General features: G+C 64.5%; 12 protein-coding genes and 1 pseudogene. 5 read left to right on the top strand and 8 right to left on the bottom strand.

The window, feature by feature from the left end:
* Nucleotides 1–23 precede the first annotated feature (23 nt).
* Together S58_RS14315 and S58_RS14310 are read right to left on the bottom strand one after the other, a co-directional pair.
* Nucleotides 24–2,126 (bottom strand): AMP-binding protein, encoded by a 2,103-nt coding sequence (locus S58_RS14315; protein ID WP_015666043.1) that lies wholly within the window; start codon nt 2,124–2,126, stop codon nt 24–26.
* A gap of 402 nt (nt 2,127–2,528) precedes the next feature.
* Entirely contained in the window at nt 2,529–2,753 is a 225-nt protein-coding gene (locus S58_RS14310) for an MbtH family protein (protein WP_015666042.1), read from the bottom strand.
* Nucleotides 2,754–3,031: 278 nt separating this feature from the next.
* On the opposite strand from S58_RS14310, the gene S58_RS36435 reads away from it, so the two are divergent.
* Nucleotides 3,032–3,826 carry a thioesterase II family protein gene (locus S58_RS36435; RefSeq protein WP_083938586.1) on the top strand — a complete coding sequence of 265 codons (795 nt, stop codon included), beginning with the start codon at nt 3,032–3,034 and terminating at the stop codon, nt 3,824–3,826.
* Nucleotides 3,795–4,235, top strand: a complete 441-nt coding sequence (locus tag S58_RS37540) for a hypothetical protein (RefSeq protein ID WP_015666040.1) — start codon at nt 3,795–3,797, stop codon at nt 4,233–4,235. Before S58_RS36435 ends, S58_RS37540 begins: the two co-directional genes overlap by 32 nt.
* Before the next feature lie 720 nt (nt 4,236–4,955).
* On the opposite strand, the pseudogene S58_RS14295 reads toward S58_RS37540, so the two are convergent.
* Together S58_RS14295 and S58_RS14285 are read right to left on the bottom strand one after the other, a co-directional pair.
* A pseudogene (locus S58_RS14295) lies at nt 4,956–5,701 on the bottom strand (Crp/Fnr family transcriptional regulator).
* On the bottom strand, nt 5,698–8,868 hold the full coding sequence (locus tag S58_RS14285; protein ID WP_042339464.1) for a CheR family methyltransferase: 3,171 nt from the start codon (nt 8,866–8,868) through the stop codon (nt 5,698–5,700). The pseudogene S58_RS14295 and the gene S58_RS14285 overlap by 4 nt, the downstream one beginning before the upstream one ends.
* 173 nt (nt 8,869–9,041) lie before the next feature.
* Here S58_RS14285 and S58_RS14280 point away from each other — a divergent pair, with 173 nt between their 5' ends.
* Nucleotides 9,042–9,260 carry a hypothetical protein gene (locus S58_RS14280; protein WP_015666035.1) on the top strand — a complete coding sequence of 73 codons (219 nt, stop codon included), beginning with the start codon at nt 9,042–9,044 and terminating at the stop codon, nt 9,258–9,260.
* Between the two features lie 33 nt (nt 9,261–9,293).
* Here S58_RS14280 and S58_RS14275 read toward each other — a convergent pair whose 3' ends face one another.
* Both S58_RS14275 and S58_RS14270 read right to left on the bottom strand, forming a co-directional pair.
* Nucleotides 9,294–9,584 (bottom strand): hypothetical protein, encoded by a 291-nt coding sequence (locus tag S58_RS14275; protein WP_015666034.1) that lies wholly within the window; start codon nt 9,582–9,584, stop codon nt 9,294–9,296.
* Between the two features lie 6 nt (nt 9,585–9,590).
* Nucleotides 9,591–10,595: a chemotaxis protein CheB gene (locus S58_RS14270; protein ID WP_015666033.1), complete on the bottom strand. Its 1,005-nt coding sequence runs from the start codon at nt 10,593–10,595 to the stop codon at nt 9,591–9,593.
* 174 nt (nt 10,596–10,769) lie between these two features.
* On the opposite strand from S58_RS14270, the gene S58_RS39465 reads away from it, so the two are divergent.
* Complete coding sequence (locus S58_RS39465; protein WP_015666032.1) at nt 10,770–11,105, top strand: response regulator; 336 nt, start codon at nt 10,770–10,772, stop codon at nt 11,103–11,105.
* 224 nt (nt 11,106–11,329) lie between these two features.
* Nucleotides 11,330–14,521 (top strand): DEAD/DEAH box helicase, encoded by a 3,192-nt coding sequence (locus tag S58_RS14260; RefSeq protein WP_244440765.1) that lies wholly within the window; start codon nt 11,330–11,332, stop codon nt 14,519–14,521.
* 84 nt (nt 14,522–14,605) lie between these two features.
* On the opposite strand, the gene S58_RS14255 is transcribed toward S58_RS14260, so the two are convergent.
* Nucleotides 14,606–15,232: an FMN-dependent NADH-azoreductase gene (locus S58_RS14255; protein ID WP_015666030.1), complete on the bottom strand. Its 627-nt coding sequence runs from the start codon at nt 15,230–15,232 to the stop codon at nt 14,606–14,608.
* A gap of 3 nt (nt 15,233–15,235) precedes the next feature.
* Complete coding sequence (locus S58_RS14250) at nt 15,236–16,840, bottom strand: isochorismatase family protein (RefSeq protein ID WP_015666029.1); 1,605 nt, start codon at nt 16,838–16,840, stop codon at nt 15,236–15,238.
* Nucleotides 16,841–16,853: the final 13 nt, after the last annotated feature.

Here is a 16,853-nt window from a genome sequence, read left to right as displayed (position 1 = left end):
GATCGGGGTTTGTCTCGCGTGACTCAGGCTCGTTGTGAGCTCAACGCACGCGCGATCTCGTTGTCGTCCATTCCGGCGATTTCGATCGCAAGACTCTGCAGCTCATCTGCGTTGGCCCACAGCGGTGAAACCAACAGGCAGGCGTGCAGTTCCTCCGCCAGATCAGCCAGACTGCAGTCCCGCCATAACGTTCGCGGATCGATCCGAATCATGAAGTCGCTCTCGATCCTGCTCTTGATCCGCATGAGTCCGAGCGACGTGACGCCGGAGGCCATCAGCGGATCATCAGCACCGAGATTGCCGGTGTCGAGGCCGGCCAGATCGTCGAGGATGCGGCGAAGATATCCCTCGATCGATTGCGCCTGCTGACGATTCGTCCGTTGCTTGAGGGCAATCACAAGCTCGATCGCATCGAGCCGATGCTCGTCGGCCGCCTCCTCATCCAGCTCCGAATTCCATTCGGCCTGAATCGGAAGCGCCCCCTCCGCCAGCATCGCGCGCGCACGCGAGCGCTGAATCTTGCCGCTGGACGTCTTGGGCAGGCAACGGTGTTGCGTCACCACGATCCGCGTGAGCTCGATGGCCTGATGCGCGGAGACGGCGCTGCGCACCATCTCGATCACCGACGCGCTGTCACGCCAACCGCGCCTGGGCTGCTCGATCACGAGGATCGGCCGCTCATCCGTTCGATCGATCGTCGTGAACGCGGCGGCCTCGGTGATCTCGGGAACGGCTTCTCGTGCCGTCAACTCGATGTCCTGCGGATAGACGTTCTGGCCGTGAACCACCATCACGTCCTTGATGCGCCCGCTGACATGGAGGTCGCCGTCCCGCATGAAACCCAGATCGCCGGTCCGCAGATACGGACCCTCACCACTGGCGAGATAGGCGCCGAAGACACGTTCGGTCTCTTCCGGCTTGCGCCAATAACCTGGCCCCGTCGTCGACCCATCGATCCAGATCTCGCCGATGTCGTCGGGCGCGCATGGCCGTTTGGTTTCCGGATCGACGATCAAGATGCGGTGCTCGGGACTTGGCCTGCCGCAGGAAGGAATGCTGTAGGCATCATCCACATTTTCCGGCTGTCTTATCCTGTGCCGCCTCATTTCCGTCTTAGAGACGGTCAGGGCCGACTGCCCACGGCCGACCGGCCCGCCGGACACCAGCAACGTCGCCTCCGCGAGTCCATAGAATGGACACATGGTCTCACGCGCAAGTCCGTACTGTGCAAAGCGATCGGCAAAGCGATCCGCCGTCTGCTGATTGATCGGCTCGGCACCCGACCCGGCGACACGCCAATGGCGCAGATCGAGACCGACACAGTCTTCTTCAGAGATCTGACGGAGACAGAGATCATACGCGAAGTTCGGTGCAATCGTGACCGTACCGCCGAATCGCGAGATCGCCTCCAGCCAGCGAACCGGGCGGCTGACGAAGGCGGCCGGCGGCATCAACACCGCCGTCGCGCCATGATAGAGCGACGTACATAGGCTGCCGAACAGGCCGAGATCATGAAAATGCGGCACCCAGCTGACCCAGACCGAGCGGGTGTCGAGCTCCAACAGGTTGCCCAGCAGCAGCGCGTTGCGGGCGGCATTGCCGTGAGTGACCGCGACGCCGCGAGGGATCCCGGTCGAGCCGGAGGTATATTGAAGGACGCACGGCTCGTCTGGCGCCGGCTCGATCCAGTCATTGTCGTCTGCGCCATCGATCACGAGCGCGTCCGTCGCCAGCGCTCTCAGCGCGCGGCCTGGTGCGGAGACCAGACCATCGATGCGAGACAGCAGCGACGAGGACGTCAGCACCAGTGCCGGCTCGGCGTTCTCGATCAGCGCCTCGATCGCCCCGCCGCCACCCGCGCGCCGCGGGAGACTCAACGGCACAGCGACGGCTCCTGCATAGAGCACGCCGAAGAAGGCGCTCACGAAGTCGAGTCCCGGGGGATAGAACATCAGGACCCGGTCGCCGCGCCCGACGCCCTGTTTTCGCAGCCACGCCGAGAGTCGGACTGCCGCCCGATCCAGCTCGGCGTAGCTGATATCCACCGTCACCGACGCTGCGGGCAAAAAGCGGAATGCCGGTCGCTCCGGCATCGCGCGCGCATTCGACCGCAACGCCTCGACCATCGTCACTGCATTATTAGAACTCATCATCGGCCTCGCTCCCCAGCCGAACTCATCAACAACTACGTCCGCCGGCAGTTCGGCGAACATCGGCTACTTGTATGCGACAAGCCCACCCCGCCTCGACCAACGTCACCCTGTCGAGGGATACAGTCAGGATTGGAGGGGGAGAGGAACGAGACGCCGACGACCCACCCACCCGGCCATCAACGGCTCTTCCATGGATTCGGAACGCAGCTCCGGCTGAGCCCACTTTAGAACCGCAGGCATTGCGCGGCATGCCCGGGAGACACGACGGCAGACGAAACGCGCTACGGATCCATGCTTGCGGTTGAAGAACGCCCGAACTTCAAACCTCCACTCGCACGGAGAACCTGAACGTCAGCAGCGGCTCAAACGCGCCGCTTACGACGTCGCCGACATGCGAAGACGCAAGCTTCGCGGCCTCATGTCGGTCCAGACTTCTTCGACGTGCTGCAAGCACTCCGCCTTCGTGCCGCGCTTGCCAACCGATCGCCAGCCATCGGGAACTGCACGCTCTGCAGACCAGATGGAATATTGTTCTTCATCGTTGATGACGACGATGAAGTTTTCCTCCGCCGGCTCCTCCAGCTTCGTCTTGGCATGCATCGGGTCGCCCTCCTGTTATCGACGGCACTCCTGACAGCACATCGTTCGCACAGTCAGGAAGAGCAGCACGAGCCGCATCCTATATCCTTACTAATACAGCACCGACCGCCCTACTTCAATACCAATGTAAGGTAGAAACTCACTTGTGGTTGTAAACTCGATCTAACTTTTTTTTGATGACCCTCATTTGCTCCGCAAGAGATGCCACCACAAAACGTTTACAAACAACGGCTGACTTCGCGAGGCACGTAGCATCGCGCGCTCGAGGAACAACAAAAATGCCGACGACTGATATATTCACCGCATCACCGCTCAGGGAACAGCGGGCCGGAGGCGTTCTTCATCTCTATTGTCTGCCCTATGCGGGAGGAAGCGCGAGAGTTTTCAATGCTTGGCAACAACTCTTCCACCCGGAGATCAGGATAGTTTCCATCGACTATCCGGGACGTGGAACCCGCATCCATGAGCCGCTGTTAGATCAGGTTTCGCAAATTGCGGATGAGATCGCCGATACCATCGCAGCCGAGCGCCACGCACGTTATGCGTTGTTCGGGCACAGCATGGGCAGCATCGTTGCCTTTGAAACATGCCATCGCCTTGCTTGCCTTGGCGGATCGCAACCCGAACTTCTGGTCGTGTCCGGACATCGCGGGCCAAACCTTCCGCGTCGATCACCGCTGATGCACGCAGTGTCCGACGAACGCTTCATCGCATATCTCGGAGAACTTGGCGCGACACCGCCCGATGTGATTGCGACTGATGAGCTCATGGAACTCTTTCTTCCGATCCTCCGCGCTGATTTCCGTGCATGCGAAACCTATGAGCCCAATCCCGATCGAAAGCTGCGCGTTCCAATGGCCGTCTATGGCGGTCTCTCCGACGCAGATGTCGACGGCGGCGCACTCCGGGGATGGCAACATGAAACGACGGGGCCGTGCGTCGTGCGATTGTTCCCCGGCGGTCATTTTTTCATCCGGGACCATGCAGCGATCGTCACCGCAACTTTGCAGCGCGACCTTCGCGAGATGTCGGCAGGCTCACATGGCACAGGCGATTCGAATCGTCGACACTGACGATGCCGTGCGGATGGCGGCCCGCGCCTTCCGCATGGGGCTGCAATTCTGTCCTGGTTCTTGCATTCGTTCCTCAATGCGGATGAAGCTGGATATCCCACGGGCGATGCCGAGCCGCGACAGCGGCATCGATCAGCGTCGCGTCTCACCGGGAACTACTGAGCGACTCCGACGATCATCTCTCATACAGCGCGACAAGACTGAGAAGCACGATCAACACCACAATCGCGGACAGATGAAACGTCCGCTCGCCACGATGGCGGAGCGTGTCGCTCCGCCGCTCATGACGGACGCACCAAGCCTCCGCCCCGCGGCCGATTTCATCAGCAGTCTCAAGCTGATTTGGCCTGTCCAGCCCCCTCCTCAAAAATATTCCTATTTCTTTTTTTCGGAATATGTGATTGAGTGACGCCATCCCGCCTCACGAGAGGGGCGCTTCGCGGTCGTCACGAGACGTTGGGTTGCGGGATGCGGTGGCTGCAAGCTGCTGCAGCGGGCCTCCGGGTCCGCCGACGAACGGCGGCTTGCGGACGTGAAGACGCGTGGTCCTGGCGCCCCGATGCTGGCGTCAAGTCCGAGGGGTGATGATCCCTGCGGATGACGGTGGCTAACGAGCCGGACACCGAGGAGAGCGCGACATAAGCGTGAAAACCATCGCGCGGGGAATGCCGGGATGTCTCGGCTGAACCTGTGGTTCCTGCCGCCTGCATTTTTTTCGCAGGCGGGCCATGGGTGCGGCCAGCGCCCGGCATTCCCCGCGCCCTCTCGCTTCGAGGGCCCGATCATCCGCACAGCTCGGACGCAGGATGCGCCGCGAGAACGCCGAGGCATGACATCGTCCATGCAACACAGCCAAAGCAGATCTGACACGAGCCGCGCCATGATGGGTGCAGTCCTCCTGTGCCGCCCAAGGCCATCGCACACGGTCTCTCATCATTCCGGGCTTCATGATTGCGCCGCGAGCGACGCTGCCCACCACGCGGCTCTCGACTTGCGCGGTAAAATCGGCCTCGTCCTGGGGAGCCCGTCGCAGGCGGGCGTCGCGCAGAACGGTCACAGGCGCGCTGCCTGCTGCGAGCATCAGCCATATGCGATCATCGTTCCGTCCGGCCACCGACGACCGCGGCGATCAGTCCGTCGACACGTAGTGGAGATAGTCGGGATCGAACAGCGCCGCGTCCATCAGCGCCTCGGGATCGCGGATCGTGAGCGTCCGGTCGCGCAGCACGATGAGACCCGCAGACCGCAGCTCCTGCAGCGTCCGGTTGACGTGGACCACCGACAGGCCGGTGGCGTCGGCCAGATCCATCTGGGTGATCGGAAACGCGCAGCTGTTGCCGTCGATCAGTCCGACGACCCGCAGCCGCGCCATCACCTCGCACAGCAGATGGGCGACGCGCTCGAAGGCGTCGCGCCGCCCGAGATTCAGCGTCCACTCGCGCTGGATGGCGGCATTGGAGAGCGTCTCGCACCAGAGAGCTTCGGCGAGCCGACGGTCAGCCGCGAGCAGGCTCTCGAAGCGGTCGCGGTCGAGCTCGGCGTAGCTGATGGACGTGAGCGCCGCAATCGAGTGATCGAGCCGCTCGAGCAGATAGATCTGAGCATCACAGGTATCGCCGGGAAGGACGAAGTTGACGATCTGCCGACGGCCATCCGCCAGGCTTTTGTAGCGCGCAGCCCAGCCGGTGAGGATCATGCGTATGCTGCTGGCGGCATCGCCCTCGCAGGCCAGGTCCTGCCCCGCTGCGCCACAACGATGCGGCCGCGCACGACGTCTTCCAGCTTCGCGGCGGCTTCGTTCGAGACGGCGCGGAATGCGCGCAGCCGCCGAACCACGACGTCCGCCGTATGCTCGTTGATGCGGCCGCCGGTCATCGCTTGTTGGTCGCGGGGCTCTGAAGGAAACTGCGGCCGACCGGAAGGGTGATCTGGTAATGCAAGCCAGCGGGATTGAACGAGAGCGACGTTCTTGCCTTCAGCTCGAAGGCGAGCGTGCGCTCGAGGACCTCCGTGCCAAATCCCTTCCGTCGCGTCGGTTTCACCTGGGGTCCTCCTTTCTCACGCCATTCGAACACCAGCTCCGACGGATCGACGCTCCCGTCGAGGCGCCAGCTGATGTCGACACGCCCGTTGGGCTGGCTGAGGGCGCCGTATTTCACCGCGTTCGTCGCCAGCTCATGAACCGCGAGCGACAACGTCTCGGCGGCCTTGGGCTGCAGCCGCAACGAAGGCCCGGAGATGCGCACCTGCTCGCCCTCGCGCGCCTTGTAGGCCATCAGTTCATCAGCGAGCAGATATTCGAGATCGACCCCCGCTTCCGGATCCCGTGTGACTGCCGCGTGGGTGCGAGCCAGCGCCCCCAGCCGGCCATCCAGATGGGCGGCATATTCATCGACCGTCGCGCTGGTTTGGGCAGACCTCCGCGCAATCGAGCGGACCACGCCGAGCGTGTTGCGCACGCGGTGCTGCAATTCGGCCAGCAGCAGGCGCTGGCGCTCCTCGGCGCGGATGATAGCCGTGACGTCGATGAAGGTCATCACCACGCCGGCGATGAAGTTGTCGATGCTGCGGTAAGGCAGCATGCGCACGATGAAACGGGTCCCGCTGTCCGGTGCCGTCAGTTCGCGCTCGGCGCTCGCGAGCGTGCGCAGGACGCGGCGGATGTCCTCGTAGAGCACCTCGATCGGGATTTTCGCCTTGATGTGCGCGATGGGACGGCCGATATCGGTCTCGACCAGATGCAGCACCTGGGTGATCGCCGGTGTGAAGTTCATCACCCGCATGTCGTTGTCGACGAACACCGTCGCGATCCGGGTGCTTTCGAAGAAATTCTTCAGGTCGCTGGTCGCGCGCGTCAGTTCCTCAACCCGATGCCCGAGCTCGCCATTGACCGTTGTCAGTTCCTCGTTGACCGACTGCAACTCCTCGCGCGAGGTCTCGAGCTCCTCGTTGGCCGATTGCAGCTCCTCGTTCAACGACTGATATTCCTCGTTGGAGGATTTGAGCTCCTCGTTGGTGCTTTCCAGCTCCTCGATCGTGGCCTGCAGCCGTTCTCGCGTCGCGCGCAGCTCGCTCTCGAGACGCTCGACGTGCTCGCTGCGCACCAGGGCGTTGCTGCTGCCCGCCAGCACCGACGATGGGCGCAACGGGCCATGATTGAACAGCACGACGAAGTTGTGATGCCCGTCCATCGTTTCCTCGATCGGCTCGATCGTGATGTCGACGCCGACCGTGTGGCCGTTGACGCCGAGCAGAACCTGATCGGCGTGGACGGTCTGGTTGGCGTCGCGCGCACGGCCGAGCGCCGTACGCAGCTCCAGATGCAGGTCGCGGTGGACGAGACTGAGCAGGTCGAGGGTGGCAGTGCCGGCCGTCGGCTCGATGAAGCGGCCGGTGCGGCCAGAGAAATGCAGGATCTGGAAGTTGCCGTCGATGATGACATAAGCGGGCGCGTAGCGATCGGCGATGCGCTGTGCCTTGCGCTCCAGCCCGACATCGGAGCCCGCCGTCCGGATCACCGGCAGCTCGACCGGCGTACGACCGGTGGACGTCGTGATGGGGAATTCCGGCGGCAGCCGCGATCCATTGTCGAGCTTCCTGAAAATGCGCGCGCGGCGGTCGACCGGAACGAACAGCTTCGGATGCCGCGTCACGTTCTCCGAATTGCCGAGAAACAGGAAACGCCCGGGCAGCAGGGCGAAATGAAACAGCGGGATGACCCGGTTCTGCAGCTCGGCATTCAGGTAGATCAGGAGGTTGCGGCACGACACCAGGTCGAGCTTGGAGAACGGCGCATCCTTGATGACGTTGTGCTGCGAGAAGATGCACATCTCGCGCAGCTCCTTGACGACGCAATAGGTGTCGCCCTCACGCACGAACCAGCGCGCCAAGCGCTCCGGCGTGATGTTGGCCTCGATGTCGGTGCGATAGCGGCCGACCCGGGCCGCCGCGAGCGCCCGGCCGTCGATATCAGTCGCGAAGATCTGCAGCGAGGGCGGCGTGTCGAGCCTTGCGGCATGCTCGCGCAGCAGGATGGCGATCGAGTAGGCTTCCTCGCCGGTCGCACAGCCCAGCACCCAGATGCGGATCTGCTGCCCACTTTGCTTGCCCGCGAACATCTGCGGAATGACGTCCTGCTCGAGCACCTCGAACTCGCGCTTGTCGCGGAAGAACTCGGTCACGCCGATCAGCAGGTCGTTGAAGAGGTTCTGAACCTCGTCCTTGTCGGTGCGCAGGAACTCGACATAGGCCGCGATGTCGTCGATCTGCACCACCTGCATGCGGCGCTGGACGCGGCGCAGGAACGTGTTCTGCTTGTAGCCGTGGAAGTCGTTGCCGGTCTTGTTGCGCAGGATGTCGGCGATGCGGCCGAGCGAGGCAGCGGCGGCGGCGAGGACATCGTCGAAACCCTGGCGCTCCTCGAGCCGGCGCAGGTGGCGGGCGTAGACCTGAATGTGATCCGGGATGTCCTCGGCCGCGAGCACGAAGTCGGCGATCGCGGCGGCCCTGCTGCTGTCCTTCAGCCCCTCTTCGCCCTCGTCGAGGGGGCGTTCGGCGATGGCGAGCCCGCCATGATCCTTGAGCGTGGCGACGCCGAGCGTGCCGTCACCGCCGGTGCCCGACAGGATGACACCGATCGACTGCTCCGCACGCTCCTCGGCGAGCGACACCAGCAGGCTGTCGATCGTTGCACGTTCGCCGGGAGCCGTCGGGCTTGCGCGCAGCATGAAACGATTGTCCTGAAGGGTCGCGATCACGTTGGGCGGGCAGAGATAGATCGCCTGCCCTTCGACTTCGGTCCCATCCTCCAGATCGCGCAGCCTGACGCTTTCGAGCGGCTGCAGCACCTGGCGCAGCCAGTCTTCATCCAGCACTTCGCGATGCTGCAGCACCAAGACGATGGCGAGATCCTGGTCCAGGGCGCATTTCGACAGGAATCGCTCGAGACTCGCGCGACTGGCGGTCGAGGCGCCGACACCGACGATCAGGGGCCGCCGCGTCTTCTGACTCTCTCCAGATTGAGATCCACCACCAACCGTCATATCGCCGTGAACCAATGCGCCTCAGCCAAAAGAGAACCAAACTAGCCGAAGCGCCGGGCAACTGAAATAGCGCCGACTGCCCCGGACATGCCGCCTCCTCCGCCGAAAGCTGACGTTTTGAGCCGCTTGATCTGCCGCAAGCCGAGCGACCGCGTGTCCTCTAGCCTTTTGTCATGACAGAACCGCTCAGCCTGCCCCTCTTGCAAATGCAGCTGGACCATTTGGTTCCAGGCCAGGGCCTGCATCTTCCGACATCGGAGGTCGAGCGGATGTTCGGCCACGACGATGTGGCAAACGGACGGATCAGGAATTTCGCGGAGGGCCACGGCTGCATGTTCGCCTGGTCCGGATCGGGCGTGCAGTTCGTCAAGCTGCCCCGGGGCGAGCGCTGAGGAGGCCAGGGAGCGCGTGAGAGGCGTGTCGGGTCAGGATTGCGCCTCGCGCCGGTGCCGCTCCTTCAGATAAGCCAGCCTTTGCTCGATCAGCACACGATGCCGTTCCCACTCGACCAGGCAGCCCTTCAACAGCGCGACGAACCGCTCGGCCTCCGGCACCGTCCTGGACCCGACCGTCATGTCCACGAGCAGACACTCCTGGTCCCGCAGCCGCGCCTGACCGGCCGAAACGTCGGCTTTTGCCTGGCGCAGCTGCAGCTCCTCCGCGCGAATCGCGGCTTCCGTATCCGCGCCAGGGAAATGCAAAAGGCAGATCGGCATCTCAGCTCACCTCTTCTGGGCCGACGGCAGATCAAGCGCCTGGAGCACGACCCGCTTGATCAGATCGGCATAGCCGCGGTACTCGGCGCGCCTGCTGTCGTACATGTCCGCGATCGAGGTTCGGCCGCTGGCGCGGGCATCATCCGCCATCCGGCGCACGAGTTCGACACGCTCCTCGATGATGCGCAGCGCGACCCGCATTGCTTCGTCGACCCGGCCCTCCTGCTCCTTGCCGAGCACATCCGCGGTGAAGGCATGGCCAACCTGGCAGAGAAACCGGAGCGTCTCATCGACCGTGATGCGCGACAGGACGCCACCGCAGCTCGGGCAAGTCAAGGCCGCCGGGCTGCCGATCGTGCCCATGGTCTCGCTGTCGATCCGCTCGCCGGCGGCGATTTCGACCTCCAGCCGGATGTCCGGCGGAGCCGGCCCTACCGCATTTACCTGAGCCTTGGCGAGACCGGCGAGCACGTCGCCGATCTCCGCACTCGGAAGGCAATAATCGACCGAGCTCGCCGCGAGCGCGCGCCGCGGCATCTCATCCGCCAGGGCGTCCGTCGGCGCCTGCACCACGGCCGTCCCCCCACAGCGCTTAATTGCGTCGAGCCCCGCAGCACCGTCTGATAGAAGCCCACTCAGGACCACTCCAATGACCCTCGGCCCGTAGTGCAGCGCGGCAGAACGGAACAGTGGATCGATCGCCGGGCGGACCATGTTCTCACGTGGGCCCCGACCGAGCACCAGATGACGGTCTGCGATCAGCAGGTGATGGTCGGGGGCAGCGAGATAGACCGTTCCATGTTCGATCGGCATTCCCTGGGTGGCATGCTTGACGGGCAGCGAGCCGGCCGCGCTCACAACCGTCGACAGGATGCCGATCCCGCGCGCCGGGATGTGCAGAACCACGAACACGGCCGCAGGAACATCCCGGGGCAATCGCCCGAGAATGTCTTTCAAGGGAGCCGTTGCTCCCGACGAGCCGCCGATGACGATGATGTCGCGGTTGGACAAGGTCTGGTCCCTCCAACGGCTGCGTGAGAACTCTGCGAGCTCCGCGCCGTTGCGCGACAAGGCCCTTGTCCGGAAGTCGTTCCTATTCTCGTTTTCAGGGAGAGCCCCACGCCGCACGGTTCGGCCAATGTCCGTCCCACCTCCCAGCCCTTCGCCGGACGCTGCATCCTCATCTTGGAGGACGAGTATTTTCTCGCCGACGATCTCGTCGGTGAATTCAGGCGGCTCGACGCCGACGTGATCGGCCCGATGTCGGACGTCTCCGAGGCGCAGGAGCTGCTGCGGTCGGGACCCGCGCTCGATGCTGCATTGCTCGACATCAATCTCAGGAATGAGATGGTCTTCCCCGTGGCGCGTATGCTGCGCGAGCGCAAGATCCCGTTCGTGTTCACGACCGGATACGACAAGGCGTCGATCCGGCCCGAATTTCCCAACGTTCCGCTGCGGGAGAAGCCCATCGACATTTCCGCCATGGCCGAGTTTCTTGCTTCCAAGATTGATCAGCATTGATCTCCGCCCTCGGCGCCGCCGCGATTCTCCGGATCCATGTGAATCGACCGGCGTTGGAAAAATCGCGCGCGAAGCGATGCCCTCGGAACTCTCGTAGAGTTTTCCGTGTTTCGTCTGCAATGGCCAGCTCATCAGCTCCACCCAACTCCAGAAAAACAGTTGTCGCTCGCAGAGACACCGCGCGAACCCGTTTTCGGCCGTCGTCGGATGCGCCGCTCGGACTATTGGCGCTCCATCTGTTGCGCGCGCGGCAACGACCGACATCGCAGGGGCTGGTGTTCATCGCCGACAACGAGGCACGCGCCGAACGCCTTGCGGCCGTGCTCCATGCCATGGATCCCGATTGCGACGTCCTCGTGCTGCCGCGTTTCGATACGTTGCCGTTCGATGATGCCGAGCCGTCGCCCGAGGTGGCCGGGCGTCGCGCTCACGTGCTGCGGCGGCTTGCAGAAAGGGTGAGCGCTCCGCTCCTGATCTCGACGGTCGAGGCGATGCTGCCACGCGTTCCGCCGCCGCAATGCTGGACCGACGCGTGCCTGCATGTCGCCGTCGCGCAATCGATCGACGTCAACGACTTCCGCAGCTGTCTGGCCGCTGCAGGCTATGATCCCGAGGAGCCGCCCGACTTTCCCGGAGGCGCTTTGTTTCATGGCCAGACCACCGAGCTGTTTCCCGCCGGCGCCCTCGGCCCGGTCAGGATCCATCATCCGGACGGCATCATCAGTGCCATCCACTTCTTCGATCCGGTGCGTCAGGACGAGATCGCCGCCGTCGACGCGCTGGTCATCGATCGGATGTCGGAGCGAGAGATCAGCGACGAAACGGCCCTGGTGGATATTTTCACCTATCTCGGCAACGTCGAGATCATCGTCGATGCCGAGGTGCCGGAGCGTGCCGATGTGCGACATGCCGCGCTGGATGAGAGCGCCGTCGATGCCGGCCATCGCGAACGCGCATTCATCGGCCGCGCCGCCTGGCAGCGCGCATTGCGCGCGGCTGAAGTTCTGCCGAAAACAGCTGACTTCGAGCCGATCCCACCTTTCGCCCAGCAGAGATCGGCCCGGACGGCGCTCCGGCGATTCATTGCGAGCTGCAGTCAGCGCGGCGTCCGGATCATGTTCGCCGCCGGTACCGAGCGCGATCTTCAGCGCATGGAGCGCCTCGCCGGGTTGAAAACCGAACGCCGGGCGAACTGGTCGGCTGCAGCGCGAATGCCCCGAGGTGCGACCACCTCGCTGCTGGTCGATCTCGAGCGCGGCTTTGCAACCGGTACGACACGGCCTCTGATGGTCATCAGCGCCGCCGAGGTTCTCGGCAGCAGGGCACGCCATCTTCAACCGATGGCACGCCAGCAGGCGACAGCGGCCGGTCTGGATACCAGACCTGTGCCCGGCAGTGCCGTCATTCATCTGCAGCGCGGGCTCGCGCTGCTGCAAGGGCTGGAACTCGTCTCTGCGCCGGATGTCAGCACGCGCGAGATGATCCGCCTGGTCTTCGCCGACAGCGAGGCGATCCTGGTGCCGATCGGCGATCTCGCGCTGATCTGGCCCTACGCGCGCGATCCGAGTGGCGTCAGGCTGGACGATGCCGACGGACGTTCCTGGGCGGCCCGCTGCCTGCAGGCGGAAGGTGAGATCGACCAGACTGCCGAGACGCTGTCCGAACTGATCCGCGCGCGCCGGCGAACCGAGGCACCGCGCATCGCGGCTCCTGCCATTGCCTATGAGCGCTTCGTCGCGCGCTTTCCTTATCTCGTCACGCCGGATCAGGCGGCGGCCATCGAGGACCTGCTGAGAGATCTCGGCGCGGGACATCCGATGGACCGGATTGTCTGCGGTGATGTCGGATTCGGCAAGACCGAGGTTGCCCTGCGGGCCGCCGCGGCGACCGTGTTCGCAGGCCGCCAGGTCGTGCTCATCGTTCCGACCACGGTGCTTGCGGCCCAGCATGTTCAGACCTTCGAGAAACGCTTCGCGCCGTTCGACATCAGGGTCGGCCAGCTGTCACGGCTGTCTTCGGCAGCCGAGGCGCGCCGCACCAAACGGCAACTCGAGGACGGCTCACTCGAGCTCGTGATCGGGACCACGGCGCTGGCTGCTGACGACCTCGTATTTGCCGATCTCTGCCTCGTCATCATCGACGAGGAGCAGCATTTCGGCGCTGCCGACAAGGCCAGGCTCTCTGCGTTGCGGGCCGGCGTCCACACGCTCACGATGAGCGCCACGCCAATCCCTCGCACCATGGCAGCAGCCTTGGCCGGCCTGCGCGATCTCAGCGTCATCGCGACAGCGCCGGTGCAGCGGCGCCCCGTCGTCACCAAGGTCGCGTCCTCGCTCGATTCCACGCTGGCGATGGCGTTGCGGAGGGAGCATCGGCGGCGTGGCCAGAGCTTCGTCATCTGTCCACGGATCAAGGATCTCGCGCCGATGCAGGAGCGCCTTCGCCATGCCGTCCCCGAGCTCAGCGTCGCCGTGATCCACGGGCGGATGCCGGGGCGGGACATCGACGCGCAGATGATGCGGTTCGTCGCAGGCGAGGCCGACGTGCTCCTCGCCACCAACATCGTCGAGAACGGGCTGGACATTCCGCGCGCCAATACGATCCTGATCTCGGGCGCCGAACATTTCGGCCTCTCGCAATTGCATCAGCTGCGCGGCCGGGTCGGACGCGGCGGCATTCGGGCATTTGCCTACCTGCTCACGGACGAGCCGGGCGAGAACGCCGAGAAGCGGCTCACCGCGCTTCAGGAGCTGAGCTGGACCGGCGCCGGATTTCAGATCAGCGCACGAGATCTCGACCTGCGTGGCGCGGGAGATCTGTTGTCCGAGCAGCAGGCCGGGCACGTCCAGATCTTCGGCCCTGCGCTCTACCACGACTTGCTGTCGCGCGCGTTGAGCGGCCGGCCGCACCGCGCCGCCGACATGTGGCTTCCGGAGCTGCACATCGACCGGCCGGCGTTCCTGCCGACCGACTATGTGCAGGACCAGACCACGCGGCTCGATGTCTACGCGCGGTTGGCCCACGCCGAGACTGCCGCGGAGATCGACGATATCGAGGACGACATGCAGCTTCGCTTCGGTCCTCCGCCGCCGGAAGCATCTGGCCTGATCGATACGGCGCGGATCGGATTGGATTGCCGCGCCCTCGGCATCGCGCGCCTGGATGTCGGAACGGATGGAATTGCCGCGCGGCTGCAGCCTTCTGCATCGGCCAAGCCTGGCGCGCAGCGGACGGACAGTGCTCGATCCCGGCTCGTCTACAAGCACAAGATCGACCGCAACCGGATGCTCCAGGCTGCGATGCGGTTTCTCGCGGCTCTCAAACGAAACGACGTGCCCGATCGCAAAGGTGCTTCCCGTGCACGCGATCGCGTGGCGGTCCGCCAGGAATGCCATGACGATGATTGTGTGTCCTGAATACGAGTCTCCGGCCAGCCGAGCTCGACGAGAATGCCGGCTTCCCGAGTGGGGCGCACGCCAAGCGTCACACTTGCCGTCGCTTCAAAATCGCGCGGCCATCTCCACGAGTATCCGGTGCGCCCGCTCCTGCGCCGCCGCGGTATGTTCCGCAGGTCCGCTGGTCGGGCCGATCGCGATGAACGTGACGTCGCGAAGCCCGATGAAACGAAGCGCCTCACGCAGATAAGGCGTTACGAGATCGGTCCGGCCGCGGCTCATGCCGGTCGTGAAGTCGCCGCCGCTCGCGAGGATCACCAGCGTCGGACGATCCTTTAGCAGCGGCAGATAGCCCCTGTTGGGATCGAAGCGGAAGGTGAGCCCGGGCTGGTTGATGATATCGAGCCAATGCTTGAGCTTGTAGGGGATGCCGAAATTCCACATCGGCGTCGAGATCACGACGCGCTCGGCCAGATCGAGCCGCACCGCCATGCGCTCGGCCACAGCGAAAGCCGCGCGTTGGCCGTCCGTGAAGGCACGTCCGCCCATGCGGGCATATTTGGCCTGCAGGATCTCGCCGTCGAACTCCGGCAGATGCTCGCGCCACAGATTCAGCTCGTCGATCTCCCAGTCTGGCCGCGCCTGCCGGAAGCGATCCAGGAAAGCGCGCGCGCCGGCGCCGGATTCGGAGTCCGGTCGTGGCGAGGCGACGAGGTGAAACAGCTTGGGCATGCCTCACCCCAGCGCCTTGATCACCGCATCGGCCCTGGTCACGACGGAGACGTTCTGCATGGCAAAGTTGATCGATGCGTTGTGCCAGTCCGCATTCATCGTCGAGCAGCAATCTTCCGGCACCACCATGAAATAGCCCTTGTCCGCGCCGGTGCGCGCGGTGTGCTCGACCGACATGTTGGTCCACGCCCCAGTGTTGATGATGACGTCACGGCCGGTCGCCTTGAGAATGGTCTCAAGCCGCGTGCCCTCCCACGCGCTCATGCGCATCTTCTCGACGATGAAGTCCCCGCTCCGAGGTTCGAGCCCCGCCACCGGTGCCGCGCCCCAGCTGCCGCGCACCATCGCCTTGCTGTCGACCAGCCCCTCGAACAGTGGTGCGTTCAAGGTCACGCCGGGCGCACCGGGCTCGACCACGAACCAGACGTGAATGACGACGACGCCGCGCGCCCGCGCCGCTTCGGCAAGACGCCGGACGTTGTCGATGACGCGCTGCTGCTTGGCATGCCCGGGTGCGCCGGAGTCGGCAAAGGCGCCGCCATCCATGATGACGTCGTTCTGCAGGTCCTGGATGATCATGGCGCAACGGCGCGGGTCGAGCTGCATGTCACCAGCCGCCAGCAGCGGCGCCGCGAACGACGCGTTTGGCGACGATGCGCTCGACGCGGGCGAGCCCGACCCGGTCGAACCGCGATTGCGCGCGCCCATATAAGGCTCATGCCGCGGGCCGACCTTGGTCGCGATAGTATAGACCGAATGCGTGGCGGTGAGGTAGAGCGTGCGAAACTCAGGCCCGCCCCAGGCCAGGTTGGCCACAAGCTCCGGCACGCGCACTTTGCCGAGCAGCTCACCGGTCGGCGCGTAGACCCACACGCCACCGGGCGCGGTGACCCAGACATTGCCGCGCTGATCGCACTTCATGCCGTCGGGCACACCGGGCTCGAGCTCGGAGCGGATGCCGCTGGCGAGCACGCGGCCATTCGACAGCGCGCCGTCGCTGCCGACGTCGAACACGCGGATCAAGGCCTGCACAGTGTCATTGACGTAGAGCAGCCGCTCATCCGGCGAGAAGCACAGCCCGTTCGGCTGATCGAACAGATGGCGGTCGACCAGCAGAAGCGGCGCGCCACCGCCCGGCGGGACGCGGTAGACGCCCTGGAAGCCGAGCTGGCGCGGCCGCTCGACGCCATAGACCGGCATGCGGCCGTACCAGGGATCGGAGAAATAGATCGCGCCGCTGGAGTGGACGCAGACGTCGTTCGGGCTGTTGAGCTCCTGGTTCTCATAGTGCGAGGCCAGGATCTCACGACGCCCGTCCGGACGCTCGCGCACCAGCGACGACGTCGCGTGCTCGCAGACGATCAGGTTCAGCTCGGCATCATAGGTCATGCCGTTGCACTTGTTCGAGGGACGCCGCATCTCGACCACGCCGCGCTTGCCATCCCAGCGGCGGCGGATATCGGCCGGCATGTCGGAGAACAGCAGGAACTGCTCGACCGGATGCCAGATCGGTCCCTCCGTGAACTCGAAACCGGTCGCCACCTGTCCGACCGGGGCATAGGGGTCGATCAGGCTCTCGAACTCAGGGCGCAAGGTCACATGGGTCATCGCCGATCCTCGC

The sequence above is a fragment of the Bradyrhizobium oligotrophicum S58 genome, assembly GCF_000344805.1.
Lineage (GTDB): Bacteria > Pseudomonadota > Alphaproteobacteria > Rhizobiales > Xanthobacteraceae > Bradyrhizobium > Bradyrhizobium oligotrophicum.
This window is presented reverse-complemented; position numbering and strand designations above follow the sequence as displayed.